Here is a 24,082-nt window from a genome sequence, read left to right as displayed (position 1 = left end):
GAAAACAGGCCTATTTGTTCTTGGTAACTTACGTTAAAGCTCACATAGCAGCTTGGTGGAATAGCCCACCAAATAAGTAACTGTATTGGCAAATTCATAAGTATGTTAATGCATGACCCCATTAGCAAATAAGGCTTCTTTTTTATTAATCAAATGAGTGTGCAATCTGTAGTGAGTGATATTGAATCTAACGCCAGCAAAAAAGTGATCGTCGGTATGTCCGGCGGTGTCGATTCGTCTGTTTCAGCCTACCTGCTTCAACAGCAGGGATACCAGGTTGAAGGTCTTTTCATGAAAAACTGGGAAGAAGATGATAACGATGAGTACTGCGCCGCTGCGGAAGATTTAAAAGATGCGCAAGCGGTTGCTGACAAGCTAGGCATAGAGCTGCACACCATCAACTTTGCTGCAGAATACTGGGATAACGTATTTGAGTATTTTTTAGAAGAATACAAAGCGGGCCGAACGCCTAATCCAGATATTATGTGCAACAAAGAAATTAAGTTTAAAGCGTTTCTTGAGTTCGCTGCAGAAGACCTTGGTGCAGACTATATAGCCACGGGACACTATGTTCGCCGCCGTGAAGTAGACGGCAAATGGCAGATGTTGCGCGGTCTCGACAACAACAAGGACCAAAGTTACTTCTTGTATACGCTAGGTGAAGAGCACGTTGCTAAAACCCTTTTCCCTGTGGGTGATATTGAAAAACCACTGGTGCGTAAAATTGCTGAAGAGCAAGGGCTGATTACCCACGACAAGAAAGATTCAACAGGGATCTGCTTTATCGGCGAACGCAAGTTTAAAGACTTCCTAGCCCGCTACCTACCAGCGCAGCCTGGCGTTATCGAAACCGCAGAAGGTGAAGAAATTGGGCAACACGAAGGCTTGATGTATCACACTCTAGGTCAGCGTAAAGGCCTTCACATTGGCGGTTTAGCTAAATACGGTGATGACCCTTGGTATGTAGTAGATAAAGACGTTGCCCGCAATGTACTTATTGTAGGACAAGGTGCCGATCACCCTCGCCTTTACTCAAAAGGTTTGGTTGCCAAACAGCTACATTGGGTAGACAGAAAAACATTAACTGAGCCTATGCGGGCGGTGGTTAAGACGCGTTATCGTCAGGCGGATATCCCTTGTACTATTACGCCAACTGAAAACGACACTATCGAAGTTGTGTTTGACGAACCACAAAAGGCGGTAACACCGGGCCAGTCGGCGGTATTTTACAGTGAAGAAGTCTGCCTTGGCGGCGGTATTATTGAGAGTTACATTCGCTGATGCTAGATACTGATATAGAGAATAATTTGGCCCTAGCTGGGGTATGTCAGGCTGCTGCGCTAGTGCAGCAGCTAGCCAGACGAGGCGCAGCTGACAACGAAGCCATCGAAGCAAGTTTATCAAGCATACTGGTTACCGACCCTGAAACTCCTCAACAGGTGTTTGGGCAATTGTCTAACTTAAAAACCGGTTACACCACCCTTGCTGCGCAATTATCTGACAAGCAAGCAACAAAAGACACAGAGCTAACCCGCTATATCGCAAGTATCTTAGGCCTTGAAAGAAAGCTAGCCAGAAAGCCTAAAGCTATGCAGGAGCTCGGCGAACGCATTTCACACGTTCAGCGCCAGCTTGCCCACGTTGACTTTCAAAACCCGCAAATTGTGTCCTCATTAGCGAGTATTTACAGCGATATCATCAGTCCGTTAGCTCCGCGTATTCAGGTGGCGGGCAACCCAGATTATTTGAGCCAACCTGCTAATCAGCACAAAGTGCGTGCCCTTTTACTTGCGGGCGTAAGGGCAGCGGTGATGTGGCGTCAAATGGGCGGTAAGCGAAGAAACATATTATTTAAACGCAAACACATTCTTAACAGTGCTGTTAAAGCACTACGATTAATAAACTAGTGAGGAGCTTAAGGTGGAACTGAGTCAGTTAACTGCAATTTCCCCTGTCGATGGTCGATATGCTGGCAAAAGCGTAGAATTACGCAGTATTTTCAGCGAATATGGCTTATTAAAATACCGTGTAGAAGTAGAAGTACGTTGGTTGCAAATGCTGTCTACTAACCCACAAATTGAAGAAGTTCCTGCCTTCTCAGACACGTCAAACGCGCTATTAGATCAAATAGTCGCTGAATTTAGCGTTGAAGATGCGATGCGTATCAAAGAAATTGAGCGCACAACAAATCACGACGTAAAAGCCGTTGAATACTTCCTTAAAGAGAAAGTAGCAGACAACAGTGAGCTTTCTGCGGTCAACGAGTTCATTCACTTTGCGTGTACGTCTGAAGACATAAACAACCTTTCTCACGGCCTAATGCTTCGTGAAGCCCGCGAAACTGTTATTCTTCCTTACTGTGACAAATTAATCGAAGCGCTAGTAGAACTTGCTAAGCGTTATCAGAATGTACCTATGATGGCCCGTACCCACGGTCAGCCAGCCTCTCCTACTACTATGGGTAAAGAGATGGCAAACGTGGCTATTCGCTTGAAGCGTCAGCGCAGTCAAATTGCAGGTGTTGAACTGCTTGGCAAAATTAACGGTGCTGTGGGCAACTACAATGCACACTTGTCTGCCTATAAAGATGTAGACTGGCATGGCGTTTCAGAAAAGTTCGTTACCTCACTTGGACTTACCTGGAACCCGTTCACTACGCAAATCGAACCTCACGATTATATCGCTGAAATGTTCGACGCTGTTGCCCGCTTTAACACCATTCTTATCGATTTCGATCGTGACGTTTGGGGTTACATTGCACTAGGTCACTTTAAGCAAAAAACTGTTGCTGGCGAAATTGGCTCATCCACTATGCCGCATAAAGTTAACCCTATCGATTTTGAAAATTCTGAAGGTAACTTGGGTTTAGCCAATGCTATCTTTGACCACCTTGCTGCCAAATTGCCAATTTCGCGCTGGCAACGCGACCTTACTGATTCAACGGTCCTTCGTAACCTTGGCGTAGGTGTGGGATATGCAGTTATTGCGTATCAAGCTACGTTAAAAGGTATTAGTAAGCTAGAAGTTAACGAGCAGAGCTTGCTTAACGAGCTAGACAATAACTGGGAACTATTAGCAGAGCCAATTCAAACGGTAATGCGTCGTTACGGTATTGAAAAGCCTTATGAGAAACTTAAAGAGTTAACTCGTGGTAAGAAAGTAAATGCTGAAGTTATCGCCGAGTTTATCGATAATTTAGACATGCCAGATGCCGCTAAAGCCGAGCTGAAAGCTTTATCGCCGGCAACTTACATTGGCGACGCAATCAGGCTGGTAGATCAGTTATAAGCCCCTACGCTTTCCACTACACTAAAAACGCGGTCAGAGTACCGCGTTTTTTTATACCTACTTTTTATTTAATCTTTAAACGGATATTAACTGGGAGCATGTAGATGGACTTACGCAAAAATGACGATAAAGGCCGTGTCACGTCTAGTGAGCAAGGCGGGCCGACTATAAAGCCCCTTCACCCGAATGCGTTACAAAATGCTAAGCAAGTACAAAACGATGCCAATAAGGGTGTAAGCGTAAAACACGAAGTGCAATGCGCCGTTGTAATTTTCTGTGACCTATCGAATTATCAAGGTTTAGCAAAGCAATACGGCGATACAATGTGTACTGGTATTGTGGAAACACTGTTTAGCCAGTTTGATGAAACAGCAAATGACCTAGCACTTGTACCGCTTAAAACCAACGGCGACCAGTATATTGCAGTGGGGTTTTGCAGTGAATCTAGTTTTGCTAAATCTTGCCTCCACGCCGCTTATCGACATGAACCATTTCGGGTACTTCAAGACGTAGCTCACTGCGCGATGGAGTTTGCTATCAAGGCTCGTGACCTTGTTAGCAGCCACACTTTATTAATGTCTTCGTCTTGTCAGCTACGCTCGGGTATTGCCGCCGGTGCTCTACTGGCAGGTTACTCTTCTCGCGTATCATCAGGCTTTGATATTTGGGGAACAACCGTGAACAAAGCAGCAATGTTAGAGCAAGCTACCGCTCCTAACACTATTGCGGTTTGTGAAAAAACTTATCATGCGCTGCACACGGGTAGCGTTAAAAATGACTTACCAATAACCAAAGATTCAGTTAAACCGTGTGAATCTGATAACTGTGCTTCTATTAGCGGCAATCAAAACTCAATTCGGATTTTAACTAATCAGGTGGGCCAACGAGCACTTTACAACACTCAAATTAAAGTCAAAGCGGCATTACTGAATGCTTACATTTGCTAGATAGTCATAAGGGCAAAAACACAATTTGAGCAACAAGCATTTATCTTTGCTTGATATGCCTTTTTCTTTTTACTTTTTTCTTTTTGCACGCTCTGTACACACAGCCTATGTTTATCATCAACACCAACCAATATTCTCGCTAAGCTTTTCAGACAATAAGGTAGCAATCCCCTTTTCAATAATTGATAATGCCGGTTTTACACTATCACCTCGCCTTAGTTCTATTTTTACGCTTTCATCTATGCTTTGCGCTAACTTGTGCTTTATTCATATGTAAACCGCGCTTTGTGTAATTAGTTTCACTAAGCTTCGCGAGGGAACACCACTAATTTTGGCTTACAAAAAAGAGATGCGATGAGCACAAACGACAATACGTACTTTATTGATGCACAAACAGGTACAGGCTTTAATGCCGAAACTTTCTTAAAGCACTACTGGCAACAAAAGCCTGTGGTAATAAAGAATTTTTTTCCAAACTTTGCAGATCCTATAGATGAAAACGACTTGGCAGGGCTCGCACAAGAGTCAGATGTCGACGCTCGAATCATAAGCAATGACCAAGGAAACTGGCATGTTGAACAAGGACCAATCAGCGACTTTGAAAAGGCATGCAAGGGTAAATGGACACTACTTGTTCAGGGCGTAGATAAGTATGTACCGGACGTTGCGCCAATTCTCGCACCTTTTTCTTTTGTTCCTAACTGGCGACTAGACGACCTGATGGTAAGCTTCGCTACAAATGGAGCAGGTGTTGGGGCTCACATCGACCAATACGATGTGTTCCTTGTTCAAGGTAAAGGGAAAAGGCGCTGGCGTGTAGGTAAACCTGCAAACTACAAAGAAGTGTGCCCACACCCGAAACTAAGACAAATTGAAGGCTTTGAGCCTGTCATAGATGTTATTTGTGAACCTGGCGATGTGGTCTATGTGCCGCCGGGTTGGCCTCATGATGGCGCAACAGTTGAAGACAGCCTGACCTACTCAGTGGGCTATCGCGCACCAGACAATCTGCAATTGGCTGAAAGCCTGGCAATGATGCTGGATAAAGGTGCTGGAAATTACCGCTTTACCGATGCTGGCAGAACAATACAATCAAGCAGTGCACTAGTTAACGCCAGCGATGTTGCAGCGCTTAAACAGCAACTGATAGACGCTATTAATAGTGAAGATTTCACGTATTCCCTTCTAGAAGCCATGAGCGAACAAGGGGTTCCGGAATTCCCACTCGAAGATGAAGTCACCTTAGAGCAAATTTCAAATGAATTCGCGGCAGGCATTAGCTTTGCTCCTGCGCCCGGCATTCGCGCGTTAATTTGTGATGGCAAGCGTGGCTTACCGCGCGCTCTTTATGTAAACGGAAGCCAATTCACTTTTGCGAAAAGTGACCAAGAATGGTTTGAAGTGCTAGCATCGGGTGCCGTTTTGAACGCAACATGCTGCCAAGATGCGCCTTCTTTTACATTTTTAGAAACCTTAACTACACTTATTAATAATGGTTATTGGGAATGGGCCGAGGATTAACAGGAAAAGATGGCGTTTACTATACAAAACGTCGATTGGGAAAAGGATAAACATCGACTTAAAGCACTTAGGGAACATGTATTTGTTTTAGAGTGGCAAGTACCGGAAGCTAGCGAGTTCGACGAACACGATAGCTCGGCGTGCCATGTGCTGATAGTCAACGACCAAAACGAACCCATTGCCACGGGGCGCTTAACGAAAAAAGGTGAACTTGGCCGTATTGCAGTTAAGCGCTGTCACAGAACACTTCCTGTTTACCGCGCTTTGTTTGGCGCTTTAATAGCAGCGGCTAAACAAAATAACCTTCCCATAATCAAAGTTATCTGTAATTTGGAAAGCGTGTCATATCACCAATCTATTGGGTTTAAACCGGACGGAAACGTGTTTATGGACGCGGGCGTTCCCAGACAAAGGCTTCAATGTCCGGCAGAGCGATTTCCTCTGCCAGATGTCACCCAGCTGCACTAGGACACTTGTTACCTAGCGCGATATAAACTGATTAAACGCCTTGCTTGTTACACCCAAAGATCTGGCGTATTTTGCATCGCAAATAAGCTTTCAGCGCGATTCACTAAAAGCGCTCCAAACGCCTTTTGGCTTTCGTCTGCACCCTTAGCGTTAATCAAATTTTCTGCTTTAAGTTGCCAATGCATAGAAAAATGGCGCAATACTTCTTTCGCATTTTTCGCATTATCTACTGTTGTGTAATCAGAAGGTAAGTCACCGCTTATTACCCAGTAAAGCTTACCGTCCATTGCTTTAATCTTCCACACCGCTAGATACGGCATTAAGTAACGGCTATCTTCAGTGATAACGGTGTCAAACAAGATACCATTTTCTGCTAGAAACTTATTTGCTTTTTGAAACTGCTCTCTTACCCAATTCCCGTGTTCTTCTTCACTGATAGGTTGTCTTTCTTGTTGTTCAGCCATAATTGGTCTCTTCTTATATTTGTTTTTATTGCGCAAAACTTCGTTGCGTGAATTCCCAAGCAATACACGCGTTATAGTTTACGGTTTTACATCGCACTTCTTTAAAAGAACCATATAGGTATAGCGCTAATTACTACTTTGTCTGTGCCTCTTTGTACTGTATTTCTAGCACGCTTTCCAGCGCAATCAGCCCGATCATCAAACTTGGGCTTTTAAACGATTATTTATTCATCAATAGTGCGAGGCATACTTTGTGCCTGCACTTTAATAATAGCCCTTTAATATTATTTTCTAATATTCAAACAGGCTTCCTCCCGATATTAGACAGGCACAAACATTTACATATTTGTTATTGGCAAACCGCTAGAGTTGAGCGACACTGTAAATACACCAAACTTATAAGACGAGTGCAGGCAAATGCGTATACTAAGACTTACTCTGGGAGCAATTTTATTTGTTGGCGGAATTGTTTTGACACTACTTCCTGGCTCTATCCTTTTTGTCGTAGCAGGTTTAGTACTGTTAAGTTACGACTGGCCAAGGGCACGTGGCTGGCTTAAGTATAGCCAGCGGACAATGACAATGAGCGCACGCAAAATAGACCGTTTTCTTCTTATGCGAAAGCTTCGATAGCGCTTACCGGAGCTTTTCCCCTCTTCATATACACGCCTCGCCCACACAACACTATACTCCTTTTACTGCATAAGAATTTCTTTCGCGGTTCTTACGTTATTTTATCGCAGACACCTAACATTTAATCTTATGTAAATGCGTAAAGATGCAATGCGTGTTAACGTAATTTAAATAAACAATTGCGAAGCCTTTAATAATAAAAGTAGTGGCATTTATCTTTGCATGCTCAGCATCTTAGATAGTTCGTATCATCAGGCAATGTAACCGTATAAGTATGAATTCTGTAGTGTGTTCAAATAACGCAGTACTGCTTGGGTAGTTCATATTTATCGCTTACCTATGGAGACAAGACCATGATCACGTTTACCGTTAATGGTAACAAACACGAATTCTCTGGTGACCCTTCAACACCAGTGTTGTGGTACCTTCGTGACGAATTAAACCTTACAGGACCTAAGTTTGGCTGTGGTATGGCGCAATGTGGCGCGTGTACTGTTCACATTGACGGTATGGCACAACGCTCTTGCGTATTACCTGTTTCAGCCGTTCAAGGCAAAAAAATTACCACCATTGAAGGGCTAAGCGACAATGGCGATCACCCTGTCCAAAAAGCGTGGGTAGAACACAAAGTACCACAATGTGGTTTCTGCCAGTGCGGTCAAATCATGCAAGCTGCCAGTCTGTTATCAACCAACCCAACGCCAAGTGACGAAGAGATTGTTCAGAATATGTCGGGCAACATATGTCGTTGCGGCACCTACCCTCGCATTCATAAAGCTATAAAGTCCGCATCGAAATCAATGAGCGGCAATGCGGGTGTTAGCTACTTTGACCCAAGCAAAACGGGAGAAGAAGCATGAGTCAGAATACCTATTTTGATATGAATCGTCGCAGCTTTTTAAAGTCGACCGCTGCAGCGGGTGCATTGGTACTAGGTACCTATTTTATGGGCAGCGCTCCTCGCGCTATGGCTGGCGTTCTGGCTAAACCCGCCGATAATGCAAAGCGAGCAAACTTGTTTATTGCACTTCGTCCAGACGGAGTGGTTGAAGTTACCTGCCACCGTAGTGAAATGGGTCAGCAAATTCGTACCGCAATTGCTCAAATTGTGGCAGACGAAATGGAAGCGGCTTGGGATAAGGTTGTTGTTATTCAAGGTAAAGGCGACCCTAAGTACGGTGACCAAAACACCGATGGCTCGCGTAGTATCCGCTTCAATATGCAGCGTCTTCGAGAAATGGGCGCCAGCGTACGCTATATGATGCAACATGCTGCAGCCAAGCGTTGGGGTGTTGAGCCTAGTAGCTGTGTTGCCGAGCAACATGTGGTAACTCACACTTCGGGTAAGACTCTTGCCTATAAAGACTTAATTGATGATGCACTGACTATTACGCCGCCAGAAGCAGATAAGCTTACCCTTAAAGATAGGAAAGAATGGCGTTACATCAATACTGGTATGGCGCACATTGACCTTCAAGATATCGTTACCGGCAAAGCCACTTTTGCCGCCGACGTACGCGAACCCAAAGCACTTGTAGCGATAATCGAACGCCCCCCTGTAGTCGGTGGAAGAGTAAAAAGCTTTAACGCAGATAAGGCGAAAGCGGTAAAAGGTGTGGTTGACGTTATTGAAATACCTGCGCCTAAAGGCGCACCGCAATTTCAACCGAAAGGTGGTGTAGCAATTATTGCTAACAACACATGGGCAGCGTGGCAGGGTCGCAAAGCGCTTGAAGTCACTTGGGATGATGGTGCAAACGGCGACTACAATTCACAGAGCTTTAAAGAACAGTTACTTAACACCGTAAATGCACCGCAAGCCCTTGTCAGAGAGAAAGGTGATGCGGTGAGCGTTTTAGAAAAGGCCAGCGACAAGCTAATTGCCGACTACTACGTGCCGCATTTAGCACAAGCCCCCATGGAGCCCCCATGCGCGACAGCCATGTACCACAAAGATCGCGTTGACGTATGGGCTGCAACACAAAACCCGCAGGCTGATATGGAAACTGTGGGCGCTATGGTTGGTATGGACAAAGAAAAAATTAATGTCCACGTTACCATGCTAGGCGGCGCATTTGGTCGTAAGTCTAAGCCTGATTTTTCTGCTGAGGCAGCATACCTTTCAATGAAGACGGGCAAACCAATTCGCGTTCAGTGGACACGTGAGGACGACATTCAGCACGGTTTCTATCATGCTGTGTCGGCTCAGCATGTCGAAGCGGCTTTAGATGAAAACGGTAAGATTGACGCATATCTTCACAGAACCGCGTTTTCTCCTATTGCTTCAACCTTCCAAGAAGGTGCAAACGCACCGTTTAGCTTTGAGTTAGATTTGGGCTTTACTGACAACCCTATTCTAACGCCAAACATGAAGCTAGAGCGCGGTGAAGCACCGGCAAAAGCACGTATTGGATGGATGCGTTCTGTATCAAATATCTTTCACGCCTTTGCTGTTCAGTCGTTTATCAATGAAGCAGCACACAAGGCAGGTAAAGATGCAAAAGATTACCTATTAGAAGTTATCGGCCCTGATAGAGTTATCGATGTTACAGAGCAAAAAGCCGAGTACAACAACTATTGGGGGGATAAATCAGTCTACCCACTGGATACAGGCCGCCTGCGCAATGTTATCGAAAGAGTATCAGATATGGCAGGCTGGGGGCGAGAGATGCCTAAAGGCCGCGGGCTGGGTATTGCTGCGCACCGCAGTTTCTTAACTTATGTAGCTACCGTGGTTGAAGTTGAAGTGTCTGATGCTGGCGATCTCAACGTGATCAAGTCTTGGGTAGCCATTGATGCAGGTACTGTAGTTAACACCGATACGGTTAAGAACCAAACGCAAGGTGGCTCAGTCTACGGTATTACCACCGCGATAAGCGATGGTATTACCTTTGATAAAGGTCGCGTACAACAAAGTAACTTCCACAACTACCGCGTACCGCGTATGAGCGATTCACCGCTAGAAGTAGACGTAGAAGTGATTGAAAGCGATGCGCCACCAGCGGGTGTGGGCGAACCAGCAACGCCGGTATATGCGCCAGCACTGTGTAACGCAATATTTGCTGCGTGCGGTAAACGTATTCGACAGTTGCCTATAGGTGACCAGCTGAAAGCTTAATGCGCTTGGGTGGTTCAATCTAATAAATAAAGGGTAAACACATAGGGTGTTTACCCTTTTTTATACGTTTATATCGAATTTCTGTATGTATCAATAAAAGCGTGAAAAAAGCGATTTATGGGTAAGAGAAGAGGCTGTAAATGTTGTAAATACTAAGAAAAAAACTCAAAATGAAAGTGAACCTGTAAACTTTCACAAATCTAAGCCCACTTTCAAATGAAACCAGCAAATGCTCACCTTATTATTATAGGTAACGTTTACTCGTAATTGCGTTCCATCCACATTAGCTGCATTTTAAGTTCGTTAATTTCCTTCTGGGCTTGCGCCAGCTGCTCTACTACAGAGCCTGACTGCATAACATTTTCTTCGGATTGTTTTACTGAAACTGCGCTGTCATTATGTGCCATAAGAGTTCAACCAAGTTAATTGTTAATGTAAATCTCAATGTGTAAGTCACTTTGTAATATTACATTTTTAGTTACACAAAGTCATGTAAACAATGACCAAAAGCGCATACTTTTACGAAATAACCATAGTTTTTTTGAGGAATGTAACGCTGGCATAAATCTTAGTAAAAACGACACAAGGTCTTGAAAAACCCTTAAACAAAAAAAGAGACCAAAAGGTCTCTTTTTACTCGTATCCACCTAGCGTTACATTGGCAAGTCACCTTGCAAACGTAGAACACTGTACCTGGATTTTAGCCATGCTTTTCAGCAAGGTATAGCCATGTCTCAACGACAGTATCAGGGTTAAGCGATACCGAATCGATACCCTCTTCTACTAACCAGGCAGCGAAATCTTCGTGATCAGATGGACCTTGACCACAAATACCCACGTATTTACCGCGTTTCTTCGCAGCTTGGATTGCCATTGAAAGCAGTGCTTTCACCGCTTCGTCACGCTCGTCAAACAAGTGTGCAATAAGACCGCTGTCGCGATCTAGTCCTAGCGTTAGCTGCGTTAAGTCATTAGAGCCGATTGAGAAACCATCGAAAATATCCAGGAACTTATCAGCAAGCAATGCGTTCGATGGTAGTTCACACATCATGATAACGCGAAGGCCATTTTCGCCTTTCTTAAGGCCCTGCTCTTCAAGGAGTTCAATGACCTGACGACCTTCTTCTAGCGTGCGAACAAACGGGATCATGATCTCAACGTTGGTCAATCCCATTTTGTTTCGAACGCGTTTAATCGCTTCACATTCAAGGGCAAAACAATCGCGGAAGTCTTCAGAAATATAGCGGCTCGCACCGCGGAAACCTAACATTGGGTTTTCTTCGTCTGGCTCGTATTGATAACCGCCCACTAAGTTGAAGTATTCGTTCGATTTGAAATCTGACATACGAACGATAACTTTCTCTGGCGAGAAGGCTGCGCCAATGGTTGAAATACCTTCTACCAATTTCTCGATGTAGTATTCCGTTGGTGATTCGTAACCTGCGATCATGTCGCTTATTTCTTCTTTCAACTCTTCTGGTTGGCTGTCGAAATTAAGCAGCGCTTTAGGATGCACACCAATCATACGGTTGATAATAAACTCAAGGCGAGCAAGACCAACACCTGCGTTAGGCAAGCGAGCAAAGTCGAATGCACGGTCTGGGTTACCCACGTTCATCATCACTTTAAGCGGTAGCTCTGGCATAGCGTCAATGCGTGAGGTCACAACGTCGAACTCTAGTTCGTCGCCATAAATGAAACCGGTGTCACCTTCAGCGCAAGACACAGTAATCTTGTCGCCATTTTTAATACTGTCAGTTGCGTTACCACAACCTACTACCGCTGGAATACCTAACTCACGAGCAATGATTGCCGCGTGACAGGTACGGCCACCACGATTAGTAACAATCGCAGAGGCCTTCTTCATGATAGGCTCCCAGTCAGGGTCTGTCATGTCAGTTACCAGAACATCACCTGCTTGGATTTTGTCCATCTCTTCAATTGAATCAAGTACTTTCGCTACACCAGCACCAATTTTGTGACCAATTGCACGGCCTTCACAAACAATGTTGCTTTGACCTTTTAACTGGAAGCGCTCAATGCTCTGTGAGTCTTCACGACTGCGTACTGTTTCTGGGCGAGCCTGAACAATGTAAAGTTTGCCGTCTGCGCCATCTTTGGCCCATTCAATGTCCATAGGGCGCTTGTAGTGCTGTTCAATAATTTGTGCCTGCTTAGCAAGCTCCATTACTTCATCGTCGGTTAATGAGAAAGTTTTGCTGTCGGCAGCATCAATATCAACAATAGACACCTGCTTACCGTGAGCTTCATCGTCTGAATACACCATCTTAGTAAGCTTACTGCCTAGATTACGACGAACAATTGCAGGTAAGCCTTTGTCTAGCGTTGGTTTGTGAACATAGAATTCATCAGGGTTAACGGCACCCTGTACCACCATTTCGCCTAAACCGAATGAACTGGTGATGAATACAACGTCCTCAAAACCTGACTCTGTATCGATAGTAAACATAACGCCCGATGAAGCGATGTCACTGCGCACCATGCGCTGTATACCAGCAGATAGCGCCACACCTTTATGGTCGTAACCTTGGTGCACGCGATAAGAAATAGCGCGGTCGTTAAACAGTGATGCGAATACGTGCTTGATAGCCACCAGCACGGCTTCATAACCTTTAACGTTTAGGAAAGTCTCTTGTTGCCCTGCGAATGACGCGTCAGGCATATCTTCTGCGGTAGCAGAAGAACGCACTGCAAATGACGCTTCTTCACCTGCATCCCCCTGCAGCGTAACAAAGGCAGTTTTGATTTCTTCTTCTAACTTGCCTTGAAATGGCGTGTCGATGATCCACTGACGAATGTTTTTACCCGCTTCGGTAAGTGCATTCACATCGTCTACGTCTAGCGAGTCTAAGACTTCGTGGATACGCGCTTCTAGGCCGCTTTGCTCTAGAAACTCATTAAATGCTTCGGCGGTGGTAGCAAAACCACCCGGCACCTGCACACCGGCGTTCGCCAGGTTTGAGATCATCTCGCCTAATGATGCATTTTTGCCGCCTACGCGACCCACATCATGCATGCCCAGTTCTTGATACCAAAGTACGTATTCTTGCACAGCCCAAGCCTCCAGCTTTTTTATGTGTAGGGTATGAGGTTAATTTCAGGTTTGTGCTTTTTATCACCTGAAACTCATCAAATTGTTGTCGATATGTGGTGAAAACCACTGTTAACGCTGTCCATTACGTTTGACAGCAAACCTTTGAAATTTGTTGTCATTCACAAGAACCGTGTAGCTTTTCGACGAAATCATCTTAGAATGGGGAAATTCAGAAAGTAAACCCTTTATTACTTTTGTAATTAAATTACACCAATGTTAAGGATATGTTGTGCGCACAGCTTTTTATATTTCGGATGGTACAGCCATCACTGCAGAGGTCTTTGGCCACGCCCTGCTTTCTCTGTTTCCCGTTTCTTTCAACCACAACACCATTCCTTTCGTTGAAACTGAGGAACAAGCTCACAAAGTTTTGCAGCAAATTTCTGAAAGTTTTCAAGACACCGGAGAAAGGCCGCTCGTTTTTTATACAATTGTGAATGTAGATATTCGCAAGATAATCTCTAAATCTGTAGGTATTAACTATAATTTTCTCGATCAATTTGTCGCGCCGTTAGAAAAAGTATTGGGTGTTCCTTCAAAACCAGAAAAACACCGTACACATAGTATTCATGAAACTACCTACGACATTAGAATTGAAGCCGTGAACTACGCGTTGGCCAATGATGATGGTTCTAACCTGAAAGACTATGACGAAGCCGATATCATACTTACCGGTGTATCCCGTTCGGGTAAAACCCCCACAAGCCTTTATTTAGCGCTTCAATACGGAATAAAAGCAGCAAACTACCCTTTTACAGAGGAAGACATGGGCGACATGCTAAAGCTTCCCCCTGCCCTACGCAGGTTCAAACATAAGCTTTTTGGGCTAACGATCGCAGCGGATAGACTCCATCAAATACGTTCAGAGCGCCGTGCAAACAGCAAATATGCATCGCTGCCACAGTGTCGGATGGAACTGCGTGAAGTAGAAAACTTGTATAGAAAGGAAAAAATCCCGTTTTTAAATAGCACCAAGTACTCGATTGAAGAGATTTCAGCAAAAATATTGGCAGAGACGGGGCTCAAACGTCGTAAGTACTAAGCGGGCTTTTAAGTTATCAGTAACTTTGTACGAAGCTGCCATATTTACCCGCTGTATTTTATACAGCGCTTTTTATGTCGCGGTGGTGCCTTTAACTTTGTAAAGCGACAAGGCACCACATTACCTAAATTCTGGTCAAGTTTAGGCTAACTAGGCGATAGTAGCTCTAGTATTTGCAGTCTTGCTTGCCCTTTTATTATTTACTATTGAAGCGTCACTTCTTGTTGCTTTCTACCAATTCTTCAAGCGCTACACCTGGGTCTTCTTCACCTGCAACAGATGATGCATAAGGGCTCGCAGCTTCTGCATCCTGATGTGAAACGTCCGCTTTACTATTGGATTGTTTTTCTTCATCTGAAGACAACGTCGTTTTTTCTTGTGAACTTTTTTCTTTTGCTTTCATACCTCTAATCAACTCCTCTACATAAGGTAAAAATTCTAGAACGGTAGCAACGGCGATAACTGATAGTAAATACCATGTTGGAAGGGGCTCTTGCTTAAACCGCAGACCAAAATCAGCAGGACTTTCGCCCAGTCCGAATAACGCTATAAAATGAGACCAATGTCTGGCAATTACCAAAATTAATGCGAGCAGCGGTATCATTTCCAAAAAGCTGTGCACATGTTGCTCAATAGGCCCCACTCTTCTTTTCGATACCGCATAGCTAACGTCCCACAGTGCTGTTAATTCATGTAAGAAGAAAAACAGAATACCTGCAGCAATAATTAAACTATTCACCTCAAAGAGGAGAACCATAAAAAGAGGAATTCCTACCTCTAGAAACATCAATAGATGAATTAAGGACTCCTTCGGCCCCGCGGTAGCAGCAATATTACTGCTGCGGTGGCAAAACCAGTCGACTATCCCTGCTGTGAACCACAGCGGTATGATGAAATACATCAATATTAGCTGTGTAACGTCATTCATGACTAAACCTTCTAAATTAAGTCTACGCATTACAGATGTAAGAGCTTGTAAACTCGACATCAGATAACGTTGTAACGTTGAAAACAGAAGATTAGATTAAGAATGATTAACATTTTTTAATGTCTAATAGGTGACAGGTTTTCTTATTGGAGAAGTTGAAGTTATGCAATCGACAGGTCTTAGCGCTTGCTGATAGAAAATGACTATCACGGATAAACAGTTACAATTCATTAATTTATCGATATTGTAAACAAACAAAATGATACAATATAACATTGCACATTATCTTAGGAGAAATAACATGTTCACAGAAGAAATGGTTCATACCGCACTACAAACTTGGTGCGACAATGTAGTAGCGGTAGGTAAAGTGCACGCTGAAGGTGGCGATGTAAAAGCATTCGCTTCACAAGTGCTGTCAGATAACTACGACTACGATAATGGAAAAGTACTCTTTAAACCTACGCTCACTTTTGGCTCTCAAACATTTCGCCCAACAAAAGAAGGCGCTTTATCTTATTTCGTAGGCGGTAATAGCGACTATCCAAACGATAATGGCTTTAAATTAAAGCCATGGGTGAAAGTTTGGTATAGCAAAGAAGACTTTATTTTGAATGGTGAACTTGCCATTGTTCAGTGTAACGTACACTTTATCGGCGAAGACGACAGCCATATTTTTGTAAACAAGAGCTTTGTTTTCAAACAATGTGAAGACGGAAAAATTCGCATTATCCTTCATCAATCTTCGCTTCCGTATCAGCCTTAAAAGGTAGTTGATACGTTTTAACTAATTAAAAAAGAGTCATGGCTTAAAGACAGCCATGACTTTTTATTTTTGGCTATCCATTATTTATTTGTCTTCGTGTCTCTACCTAGTGCTTGTTTAAGCTCAGCTAAATAGTTTTCGAAAGGCTTCCACTGCCCCATTCCTGTTTTGTATATAGGTTGGCGAACCTGTTCAGAACTTGGCGTCTTTATCACCCGTTTGGTTTGGTGAAATGCTAAGCATGCTTCTTCAAAATCTAACCCACAAAAATTTAGAATGCGTTTAACCTGCCCTTCCAAATCATCCAGAACATCTTCGTGCTGTACAGTAAGAATTTCCCCAGGCAACACACTATGCCAATGATCCATAAGCTGTTCATAAGCATTATAGTAACGGCCAATATCGTCAAGCGAATAGCTGAACTCTTGCCCCTCACCGAATAACTGTTTAAAGCCACTAAAACAGCAGTCCATTGGGTTTCTGTGTGCATCAATAATTTTGGCGTTAGGCAGTATTTTTTTAATTAAGCCTATGTGAATGAAGTTATTAGGCATTTTATCAATGAAAAATGCCGCGCCTTGTCGGTAAGCTTTAGTCTGCTCAATATAACGGGCACCAAGCTTTTCGAGGGTTGCACTATCTAGTTCGCTCACGTTAAACGGATAAGGTGTTTTTTGATGACTTAATGATGAAGCAATACCTAATATATCGTGTAGCTCCATGGTGCCGTCTACCTGCGAATGTGACGCGAGGATTTGCTCTAATAATGTCGAACCAGCGCGAGGCAAGCCCACAATAAAAATAGGATCGGGAGCTTGGCAGCCCTGTTTTGAACTGAAAGAATCCGCCGTGAAAGCCTGCTGCTGAGCGTCTAAAGCCTTCTCTGTTCTACTAATATCAAATTGAAGCGTACTGTGTTTAAGTTTATTGCCTTGGTCATAGTAGGCAAACGCTTTATCTGCCTGGCCTTTGTCTTCAAACCCTTTACCTAACGCAAAACAGATGTGAATTTTATCGTCTAACTTTATCGAGCTAGCTTCAACTTGCTTGCACATTTGCGACAGCAAGTTGTCGCTAAATTTGTAGGTTTTTGTATTCGCTAAACTCCAATAAGCGTCGCCGTAATCATTCGCGTATTCAACCGCTTTTTCATAGGCGTTAACGGCATCCGTAGTATCGCCTTTTGCTTTTAACGCATGGCCCAATGCAACCCACACTTTAGGTCTATCAGCATTTTGTGACAGCACTTCTTTGTATAGGCTTATTGCTTCATCTAACTGACCAACGCCAACAAGTGCATGGGCCAAGCTGGTTTTAATAGCAAAGCTTTCTGGGTTCAGCGCTAATCGCGCCGTCGCTACCTTCACCGCATCCGGAAACTTTCCTAGTTTAGATAAAACATTTTGATAGGCTAATGCGGCACGCTCATTCTCTGGATAAAGCTCAACGCAGCTTTCTAAAAGAAATTCAGCATCGCTATATACCTTAAGCTGCATGCCTATTTCAGCAAGTAACATCATTGCCTCTGGGTGATGTTTTTGCTTAGTTAAAAACTGTCGGCATACTTGCTCTGCTGCTGAAAACTGCTTTTCATACATTAAATCGTAAGCACCGAGTACCGGTGCAGGAAGTGACTGCAAATGTTCGATTTGCTGGGTCGCCATTGATACTGCAGGTACGTCGTCATGGCTTTTATAAATGGTAAGGAGCTTTTTCCAACTGCTAATTAGCGCGGGGTTAAAATGCGTAGCTTTAAAAAATGCGTTAGCCGCTGCTTGATGGTTGCCGGTGGCTTCATGGCAATAAGCTAACTCTTGATATCCTCTACCATAATCTGGCTTAAGGCCAAGTAGCGCATCAATATGTTTAAACGCCTCACCATATTGTTTAGACAGCCTTTGAATAACCGCTGTTAAATAGTGTGTTTCCGCCTTCTGTTGATCGCTCAACGATGCAGAAAAAAGCGTTTGCATGCTTTCCATTGCAATTGAGAACTGTCCACGCTGCAGTGCCTGCCTTACAGCCCGTACTTGTTGTTGAAATTCTTCTGGTGTCATAGCCTACTTTATTATTCTATTTGCAAAATATAGCGCGCTTTTATGAGCCTAATTAAAACATAAATACGAGCGTTTCAGCACAACTGCTATTTTCTTTTACGCCTTGGTTACAAAATACAGATACTACCGAAATTTTTAGCTTTAGTAATGAGAACGGCAGACTTATGTCTGCCGTTTGATATCGCTATTGCGTGGTTAACGTTACATCAACCACTGATAACTATTAATAATAGTCGTAAGAGAAGCGCAAGCCGATGGTACGTGGACGGTTTGTCACAACTTTAGGCGTGTACTGTTGCGTGTCGATGTTTAAAATCGCCGACTTGTCGAAAACATTATCGATGAATGCTTCAACTTTCCAGCTCTCGTACGACATGCCTACAGATACATTACCTATAACGTAACTTTCCTGAATGTAGCGTCCACCACGAATAACTTCGCCGTCAGCACCTGGATAAGTTGCACCGTTAAATACCTCGCCCTCATCTTTAATCTTAAGACCAGAGCCCGTGCCGTAGATTAGGCGTGTGGCGTCTTCCATAGCGTAGGCATTCATAACCATGCCAGCAAGACGGTCGCCGGTATAAGTCAGTGATGCGTTAACAAAACCTTCTTTACCACCTTCCAACTCGAAGAAATAGCGCGCGCTAATATTACCCGAGAAGTCAGCTGAGTATGGCAGTTCACTTCCCACACCTGCAGCAATACCTTCAAGCTCAGGGTTAATACTAACAAGCTCAGTATCTAAAACGCTAAACGCTGCATTAATCACTAGGTTATCGGTAGCTAGCCATGAAATATCGGCATCAATACCTTTAACTTCCGCATCACCTACGTTGTCGGTAAATACTAGGAAGCTAATATTAGCTGGGTCAAAACGTGACGTTTGTAAATCAGTAATTTCTGAGTAATAACCAGTCGCATTAACACGCAATATACCGTCTAAGAAGTCACCTTTTAGACCAATCTCGTAGTTGTCCAAAGTATCTGTTGTTGAATAAACCGGAACACGAAAGTCAGCAAAGGCGCCTGTATCATTTGCTGCTGCGTCACCGCCTAAACGGTTAGTTACCGGTGGACGGAAACCTTCTGAATAGTTCGCGAATAACAATACGTTTTCGTTTACCTTCCAGTCTAGGCCGAATTTAAAGATAGTGTCATCTACCGTTAATACGCCGTCATCACCCAACAAACTGATATCAAGTGAACCGTCTTGAATAGCATCCACAACGCCCTGGCCGTCTAAACCTAAACCATCGTAAACAGCTGGGTCTAATACACCTTGACCGTAGGCTTCTAAACGACTTGTTACGTCACGAGTTGACGTAGCGCCGCGGTAAATGTCGTCAATTTGATACCAGCGGGCACCAAAAGTAGCGGTTACCGTGTCAGTAATTTCATAACCTAGCTGACCAAACACCGCGATTTGCTCGATTGTATGCGTTACATCGTTTACAAAGCTAATTTCAGGTGAGAAAGGACCACCGTCACTGTTAATGCCTTTATTACCCTGAAGCGTTCTCGCAAGGTCAGTGAATATCTCAGTACTTGCAATTTTGAACTGCCCTACCGAAGCCACTTCTTGCTCGTCATAAAACACACCAGCAGTTAGTTGCCATGGCGTGTCCATCGTAGTGCTAAAGCGTAACTCGTGAGTTAAACGAGTGCTTGTAGTGTCTTCTTTGTAATACTTAGTTGGGTCAAGACAACGGGCATCGTCTGGGTTATCTGGCGTCTCATAGTGTGTACACACATAATATGCCGAGAACAAACCACCGTTTGTATAACCTGTGTAATCGGTAAGTGTGTCTATTTCACGGTCTAGGTAACCACCGGTATAAACTACATCAAGTTTTTCAAGACGGCCATTTAAGGTCCATGTGGTTAAGCCAAACTCATCAGAGTTTTCATCGCTTTGGAAGCGAATCGCTGAGCTTTCACCTTCAACTGTTGGGTCGTAAGCAAATACACCTTCAGTGTCTAGGGTTTGCTCGGTATGCTGTACCACTACATCCCAATTGTCATTAATAATGTATGACAAGCCAAAACGAGCACCAGAGTAAACCGCATCGTTGAAGTTATCTTCAACGTGTTCGCTATTTCTTGGTGATACTACGGCTGCTTCGCTAGGGTCAAAACCATTTATGCTGCGACGCGCATCCATCTCAGTAGGGTCAATACCTTTTACCTGAAGAGCACCGCCAGATATGCGGTCAATAACCACTGCACTTCCAATGTAGCCACCATTGCTAGGATCGTTTTCAATGTTGTCGATCCAACCGCCTTGGCTATCGTTGTATGCCGCTACACGCAAGGCTAAATTATCAGTTGGCGTCACGTTAAAGTAGGCTTCAACTGTGTTACTCATATTACCGCCTTTGGTGGTAGAGATACTGGTATCAAAGCCTGCAGCAAATCCCGAGTGATCGGGCTTGTTTGTAATTAGTCGAACAGTACCTGCCTGTGAACTTGCACCGAATAGCGTACCTTGCGGCCCAGGAAGTACTTCTACACGCTCTACGTCAGTAGCGAAAATATCCAAGTTTCGTCCTGCCATGGAAACTGGCATTTCATCTAAATAAAAAGCAACAGAAGGCTGAAGCGCCTGAACCGATGAAAGTGTGATGCTTGATTGCGTGGTAGCGGCACCGCGGATATAAATTTCGTTTTGCCCAGGGCCTGTACCCTGGAAAACTACGTTAGGTAAGAATTCTACGTAGTCTTGAAAGTTATCAATACCAAGGTTCTCTAACGCCTTACCGTCTAAAGCAGAGACGGCAACAGGTACATCTTGGATTGATTCACTTCTTTTGGTGGCGGTAACTTCAATGGTTTCAAGTTTAGCAGGCGCGTCTGATTCTTGCGCAGCCAAAGAGGTAGATGCCAATGCAGCGATGATGGCACAGCTAAGCTGAGTTTTTCGCATTTGTGTGTGTTTCCTTCAATTGTTTTTTATTCTTCGGATTGTGTTTACTTCATACACATATCAAAAAGATCATATATTACAATACAACAACTATAATTAATTACTACACTAACGATTAATATTTAACCAAAACATAGTAAATAATAGCGGAAAGTCTAATATTGGAAGGTTATTTAGAAGCCCCCGAACGCGATGCGCTGAGTGAAATTTTAAAATACATATAAATCGAATTATTTCATCTGATATTTATTAAAAGTGCTCCATGCTGTATATTTCGCCGTAATAACCTAAGTTGAAATAAAAGGTGAAAGGAAATTACTGCGTGATTGAGAACGAAAAGAAATCTCCACTCAATAAGCCGGTGTTTATAACGTCTTCTGCGTTAATCATCTGCTTACTAATCTTCGCTGCGGGTACGCCCGAACTTGCAGACTCTGTCTTCCAAAAATTGCAAAGTGTAATTGTTTCAAACGGCAGTTGGTTTTACGTTCTAACCGTTACTATCATTGTCCTAGCAGTGGTGTATTTGGGCATGTCTCGCTATGGCGAAATTAAATTAGGGCCTGACCACGCCACACCAGAGTTTAGTTTCGGTACTTGGCTCAGCATGCTGTTTGCTGCAGGTATGGGCATTGGGCTAATGTTTTTCGGTGTAGCTGAACCATTAATGCACTTTATGTCTCCACCCACGGCACAGGCAGAAAGTATAGACGCCGTACGCGAAGCGATGAAAACGACCTTCTTCCATTGGGGTATACACGCGTGGGCTATTTACGCGGTGGTCGCACTCATACTCGGTTATTTTGCCTACCGTCAAAACTTACCCTTAACCCTTCGTTCTGCACTCTACCCACTTATCGGCGATCGTATTTATGGCTGGCCTGGACACGTGGTAGATATATTTGCAGTAACCTCAACGGTATTCGGCATTTCAACCTCTCTCGGTTTTGGCGCATCGCAAGTTAATGCAGGCTTTAACTATCTATTTGGTTTGCCCTCTAATACCGGTGTTCAAATTGCTATTATGGCAGGCGTGGTTGGCCTGGCGGTTATTTCAGTAACAACTGGTCTAGACAAAGGTATTCGTCGCCTTTCAGAAACCAACATGGTGCTGGCTATTATTTTGCTGCTAATTGTATTGTCGTTAGGTCCAACGGTATTTTTACTACAGGCCTTTATGCAAAACACTGGCGCATACCTGTCTGACATAGTGCGAAACACTTTTAATCTGTACACCTATGAAAAAACCGACTGGATTGGTGGCTGGACCATCTTTTATTGGGGCTGGTGGTTAGCATGGGCGCCTTTCGTAGGTCTATTTATAGCGCGTATCTCGTTCGGCCGAACTATTCGCGAATTCGTTATGGGCGTTCTACTTATCCCTTCTGCGTTTACGCTATTTTGGATGACCGTATTTGGTAACGGTGCTATCGACCAAGTTTTGGTGCAAGGAAAAGACGTACTGGCACAAATGGTTAACGACGATACCTCCGTAGCGTTGTTTGTATTCTTAGAGCAATTTCCATTTGCTTCAGTTCTTAGTTTTATTGCTGTACTTATGGTAATTATATTCTTTGTAACCTCGTGTGATTCTGGCGCAATGGTAGTTGATATGCTCTGTTCCCACGGTGAAAACGATACGCCGTTGTGGCAACGCGTGTACTGGGCGCTTGGTGTAGGTATTGTAAGTTCAATACTTCTTTATGCTGGCGGACTAGGTGCACTCCAAACAATGACAATTGCTGCTGCTCTGCCTTTTGCTATCGTGCTGCTTATCGCTATTTCCGGTTTGTTAAAAGCACTGAGGATTGAATCTTACAAACGAGAAAGTCTGCAGGTAATGGCTGGTACGCCTTTACATAACGATTCAGATAAAAACTGGAAAGACCGATTAGAAAACATCGTGACCTTTCCGGATGAAAGTGCTGTTCGCCGATATGTAAATAAGGTAGTTATGCCTGCGCTAACAGAAGTTGGTGAAGAGTTTAAGTCTCAGCAGTTCAATATTAATATTGAAGATAATGAAGAAGCTCTTATCTTGACCGTTGATTTAGGTAACGACCCCGAATTTATCTACGCGGTATATCTAGTGCCGACAGAACAGCCGGAATTTGGTCCAAGTGACACACCAACACTGGACGAAAACAAAAAGGCAACGTACTATCGCGCCGAGGTTCACCTGAGTGAAGGTGGTCAGAACTATGACATTATGGGTTGGTCGAAAATTTCAGTAATTAATGACGTAATCGATCACTACCATAAGCACCAACATTTTATTCATTTGCTTAAGTAACCACGTGGTTACGCATTTGTTGGAAGTAACATGCGAAAAGAAGAAGAACTATTAGTGGCACTACGGCGCGTTATTCGCGCTGTAGACCTACGCAGCAAGCAGCTAAGTAAACACGTGGGTTTGACAGGCCCACAATTGTTAGTAATGCAAAATATTGAAGAGCGCCCCGGCATTATGGTGCGCGAAATTGCAGAAAATATTAATTTAAGCCCTGCAACTATCACCAATATTTTGGACAGATTAGAGTCTAGAGACTTAGCTACGCGCATTAGAAGTACGCAAGACAAACGAAAAGTGGGTGTGTTCTTAACCGAACGCGGAAAAGAAGCGGTGGTAGACGCCCCGCGTCCGCTTCAAGAGCACTTTGTTGAACGTTTTTCTCAGCTAAAAGAATGGGAGCAAAGCCAAATGGTAGCTACCGTTCAGCGTATTGCTAGCATGATGGATGCTGAAGATATCGATGCCTCGCCTTTCTTGGAACTAGGCAGTATTTCAGAAAAAAGCTAATAGTTTCTG

19 protein-coding genes are annotated in these 24,082 nt (G+C 43.8%); 13 read left to right on the top strand and 6 right to left on the bottom strand.

What is annotated here, in order from left to right; genetic code table 11:
- Nucleotides 1–153: 153 nt before the first annotated feature.
- The 6 genes from mnmA to PCAR9_RS08940 all read left to right on the top strand — a co-directional run bounded on the left by mnmA (nucleotide 154) and on the right by PCAR9_RS08940 (nucleotide 6,224).
- Nucleotides 154–1,281, top strand: a complete 1,128-nt coding sequence (mnmA, locus tag PCAR9_RS08965) for a tRNA 2-thiouridine(34) synthase MnmA (protein WP_179983299.1) — start codon at nucleotides 154–156, stop codon at nucleotides 1,279–1,281.
- Complete coding sequence (hflD, locus tag PCAR9_RS08960; RefSeq protein WP_179983298.1) at nucleotides 1,281–1,907, top strand: high frequency lysogenization protein HflD; 627 nt, start codon at nucleotides 1,281–1,283, stop codon at nucleotides 1,905–1,907. Before mnmA ends, hflD begins: the two co-directional genes overlap by 1 nt.
- A gap of 13 nt (nucleotides 1,908–1,920) precedes the next feature.
- Nucleotides 1,921–3,288, top strand: a complete 1,368-nt coding sequence (gene purB / locus PCAR9_RS08955; protein ID WP_179983297.1) for an adenylosuccinate lyase — start codon at nucleotides 1,921–1,923, stop codon at nucleotides 3,286–3,288.
- Nucleotides 3,289–3,392: 104 nt separating this feature from the next.
- Nucleotides 3,393–4,235: an adenylate/guanylate cyclase domain-containing protein gene (locus PCAR9_RS08950; protein ID WP_179983296.1), complete on the top strand. Its 843-nt coding sequence runs from the start codon at nucleotides 3,393–3,395 to the stop codon at nucleotides 4,233–4,235.
- Nucleotides 4,236–4,589: 354 nt separating this feature from the next.
- Nucleotides 4,590–5,756, top strand: a complete 1,167-nt coding sequence (locus PCAR9_RS08945; RefSeq protein ID WP_179983295.1) for a cupin domain-containing protein — start codon at nucleotides 4,590–4,592, stop codon at nucleotides 5,754–5,756.
- 9 nt (nucleotides 5,757–5,765) lie between these two features.
- Nucleotides 5,766–6,224: a GNAT family N-acetyltransferase gene (locus PCAR9_RS08940; protein ID WP_118495114.1), complete on the top strand. Its 459-nt coding sequence runs from the start codon at nucleotides 5,766–5,768 to the stop codon at nucleotides 6,222–6,224.
- A gap of 47 nt (nucleotides 6,225–6,271) precedes the next feature.
- Here the strand turns inward: PCAR9_RS08940 and PCAR9_RS08935 are convergent, their stop codons facing one another.
- The gene (locus PCAR9_RS08935; RefSeq protein WP_179983294.1) at nucleotides 6,272–6,688 is read right to left on the bottom strand and encodes a DUF4826 family protein; all 417 of its coding nucleotides are present in this window, start codon (nucleotides 6,686–6,688) and stop codon (nucleotides 6,272–6,274) included.
- Between the two features lie 417 nt (nucleotides 6,689–7,105).
- Here PCAR9_RS08935 and PCAR9_RS08930 point away from each other — a divergent pair, with 417 nt between their 5' ends.
- The 3 genes from PCAR9_RS08930 to PCAR9_RS08920 all read left to right on the top strand — a co-directional run bounded on the left by PCAR9_RS08930 (nucleotide 7,106) and on the right by PCAR9_RS08920 (nucleotide 10,439).
- Nucleotides 7,106–7,321 (top strand): PGPGW domain-containing protein, encoded by a 216-nt coding sequence (locus PCAR9_RS08930; RefSeq protein WP_179983293.1) that lies wholly within the window; start codon nucleotides 7,106–7,108, stop codon nucleotides 7,319–7,321.
- Between the two features lie 353 nt (nucleotides 7,322–7,674).
- The gene (locus PCAR9_RS08925) at nucleotides 7,675–8,181 is read left to right on the top strand and encodes a (2Fe-2S)-binding protein (RefSeq protein ID WP_179983292.1); all 507 of its coding nucleotides are present in this window, start codon (nucleotides 7,675–7,677) and stop codon (nucleotides 8,179–8,181) included.
- Nucleotides 8,178–10,439 (top strand): molybdopterin cofactor-binding domain-containing protein, encoded by a 2,262-nt coding sequence (locus tag PCAR9_RS08920; protein ID WP_179983291.1) that lies wholly within the window; start codon nucleotides 8,178–8,180, stop codon nucleotides 10,437–10,439. Before PCAR9_RS08925 ends, PCAR9_RS08920 begins: the two co-directional genes overlap by 4 nt.
- A 257-nt stretch (nucleotides 10,440–10,696) precedes the next feature.
- On the opposite strand, the gene PCAR9_RS08915 is transcribed toward PCAR9_RS08920, so the two are convergent.
- Both PCAR9_RS08915 and ppsA read right to left on the bottom strand, forming a co-directional pair.
- Nucleotides 10,697–10,846 (bottom strand): hypothetical protein, encoded by a 150-nt coding sequence (locus PCAR9_RS08915; protein ID WP_179981858.1) that lies wholly within the window; start codon nucleotides 10,844–10,846, stop codon nucleotides 10,697–10,699.
- Between the two features lie 293 nt (nucleotides 10,847–11,139).
- A complete protein-coding gene (gene ppsA, locus PCAR9_RS08910) occupies nucleotides 11,140–13,512 on the bottom strand; it encodes a phosphoenolpyruvate synthase (RefSeq protein ID WP_179983290.1) in 2,373 nt (790 codons plus the stop codon).
- 271 nt (nucleotides 13,513–13,783) lie between these two features.
- Between ppsA and ppsR the strand changes: the two genes are divergently transcribed.
- Nucleotides 13,784–14,596: a posphoenolpyruvate synthetase regulatory kinase/phosphorylase PpsR gene (gene ppsR, locus PCAR9_RS08905; protein WP_049586695.1), complete on the top strand. Its 813-nt coding sequence runs from the start codon at nucleotides 13,784–13,786 to the stop codon at nucleotides 14,594–14,596.
- A gap of 214 nt (nucleotides 14,597–14,810) precedes the next feature.
- Here ppsR and PCAR9_RS08900 read toward each other — a convergent pair whose 3' ends face one another.
- Complete coding sequence (locus PCAR9_RS08900) at nucleotides 14,811–15,524, bottom strand: diguanylate cyclase (RefSeq protein ID WP_179983289.1); 714 nt, start codon at nucleotides 15,522–15,524, stop codon at nucleotides 14,811–14,813.
- 301 nt (nucleotides 15,525–15,825) lie between these two features.
- On the opposite strand from PCAR9_RS08900, the gene PCAR9_RS08895 reads away from it, so the two are divergent.
- Nucleotides 15,826–16,290, top strand: a complete 465-nt coding sequence (locus PCAR9_RS08895) for a metal-independent carbonic anhydrase family protein (protein ID WP_156086370.1) — start codon at nucleotides 15,826–15,828, stop codon at nucleotides 16,288–16,290.
- An 80-nt stretch (nucleotides 16,291–16,370) separates the two neighbouring features.
- On the opposite strand, the gene PCAR9_RS08890 is transcribed toward PCAR9_RS08895, so the two are convergent.
- Both PCAR9_RS08890 and PCAR9_RS08885 read right to left on the bottom strand, forming a co-directional pair.
- Nucleotides 16,371–18,347: a tetratricopeptide repeat-containing sulfotransferase family protein gene (locus PCAR9_RS08890; protein WP_179983288.1), complete on the bottom strand. Its 1,977-nt coding sequence runs from the start codon at nucleotides 18,345–18,347 to the stop codon at nucleotides 16,371–16,373.
- 223 nt (nucleotides 18,348–18,570) lie between these two features.
- On the bottom strand, nucleotides 18,571–21,273 hold the full coding sequence (locus PCAR9_RS08885) for a TonB-dependent receptor (protein ID WP_179983287.1): 2,703 nt from the start codon (nucleotides 21,271–21,273) through the stop codon (nucleotides 18,571–18,573).
- Between the two features lie 322 nt (nucleotides 21,274–21,595).
- Between PCAR9_RS08885 and PCAR9_RS08880 the strand changes: the two genes are divergently transcribed.
- The gene (locus PCAR9_RS08880; RefSeq protein ID WP_179983286.1) at nucleotides 21,596–23,566 is read left to right on the top strand and encodes a BCCT family transporter; all 1,971 of its coding nucleotides are present in this window, start codon (nucleotides 21,596–21,598) and stop codon (nucleotides 23,564–23,566) included.
- Between the two features lie 30 nt (nucleotides 23,567–23,596).
- Entirely contained in the window at nucleotides 23,597–24,073 is a 477-nt protein-coding gene (locus PCAR9_RS08875) for a MarR family winged helix-turn-helix transcriptional regulator (protein WP_012518305.1), read from the top strand.
- Nucleotides 24,074–24,082 lie beyond the last annotated feature (9 nt).

The organism is Alteromonas macleodii, assembly GCF_903772925.1.
Classification (GTDB): domain Bacteria; phylum Pseudomonadota; class Gammaproteobacteria; order Enterobacterales; family Alteromonadaceae; genus Alteromonas; species Alteromonas macleodii_A.
This window is presented reverse-complemented; position numbering and strand designations above follow the sequence as displayed.

Coding starts and splice junctions, on each gene's coding strand:
- mnmA (WP_179983299.1), top strand. CDS start 154: ATGAGTGTGCAATCTGTAGTGAGTGATATTGAATCTAACGCCAGCAAA.
- hflD (WP_179983298.1), top strand. CDS start 1,281: ATGCTAGATACTGATATAGAGAATAATTTGGCCCTAGCTGGGGTATGT.
- PCAR9_RS08950 (WP_179983296.1), top strand. CDS start 3,393: ATGGACTTACGCAAAAATGACGATAAAGGCCGTGTCACGTCTAGTGAG.
- PCAR9_RS08945 (WP_179983295.1), top strand. CDS start 4,590: ATGAGCACAAACGACAATACGTACTTTATTGATGCACAAACAGGTACA.
- PCAR9_RS08940 (WP_118495114.1), top strand. CDS start 5,766: ATGGCGTTTACTATACAAAACGTCGATTGGGAAAAGGATAAACATCGA.
- PCAR9_RS08935 (WP_179983294.1), bottom strand. CDS start 6,688: ATGGCTGAACAACAAGAAAGACAACCTATCAGTGAAGAAGAACACGGG.
- PCAR9_RS08930 (WP_179983293.1), top strand. CDS start 7,106: ATGCGTATACTAAGACTTACTCTGGGAGCAATTTTATTTGTTGGCGGA.
- PCAR9_RS08925 (WP_179983292.1), top strand. CDS start 7,675: ATGATCACGTTTACCGTTAATGGTAACAAACACGAATTCTCTGGTGAC.
- PCAR9_RS08920 (WP_179983291.1), top strand. CDS start 8,178: ATGAGTCAGAATACCTATTTTGATATGAATCGTCGCAGCTTTTTAAAG.
- PCAR9_RS08915 (WP_179981858.1), bottom strand. CDS start 10,846: ATGGCACATAATGACAGCGCAGTTTCAGTAAAACAATCCGAAGAAAAT.
- PCAR9_RS08900 (WP_179983289.1), bottom strand. CDS start 15,524: ATGAATGACGTTACACAGCTAATATTGATGTATTTCATCATACCGCTG.
- PCAR9_RS08895 (WP_156086370.1), top strand. CDS start 15,826: ATGTTCACAGAAGAAATGGTTCATACCGCACTACAAACTTGGTGCGAC.
- PCAR9_RS08890 (WP_179983288.1), bottom strand. CDS start 18,347: ATGACACCAGAAGAATTTCAACAACAAGTACGGGCTGTAAGGCAGGCA.
- PCAR9_RS08885 (WP_179983287.1), bottom strand. CDS start 21,273: ATGCGAAAAACTCAGCTTAGCTGTGCCATCATCGCTGCATTGGCATCT.
- PCAR9_RS08875 (WP_012518305.1), top strand. CDS start 23,597: ATGCGAAAAGAAGAAGAACTATTAGTGGCACTACGGCGCGTTATTCGC.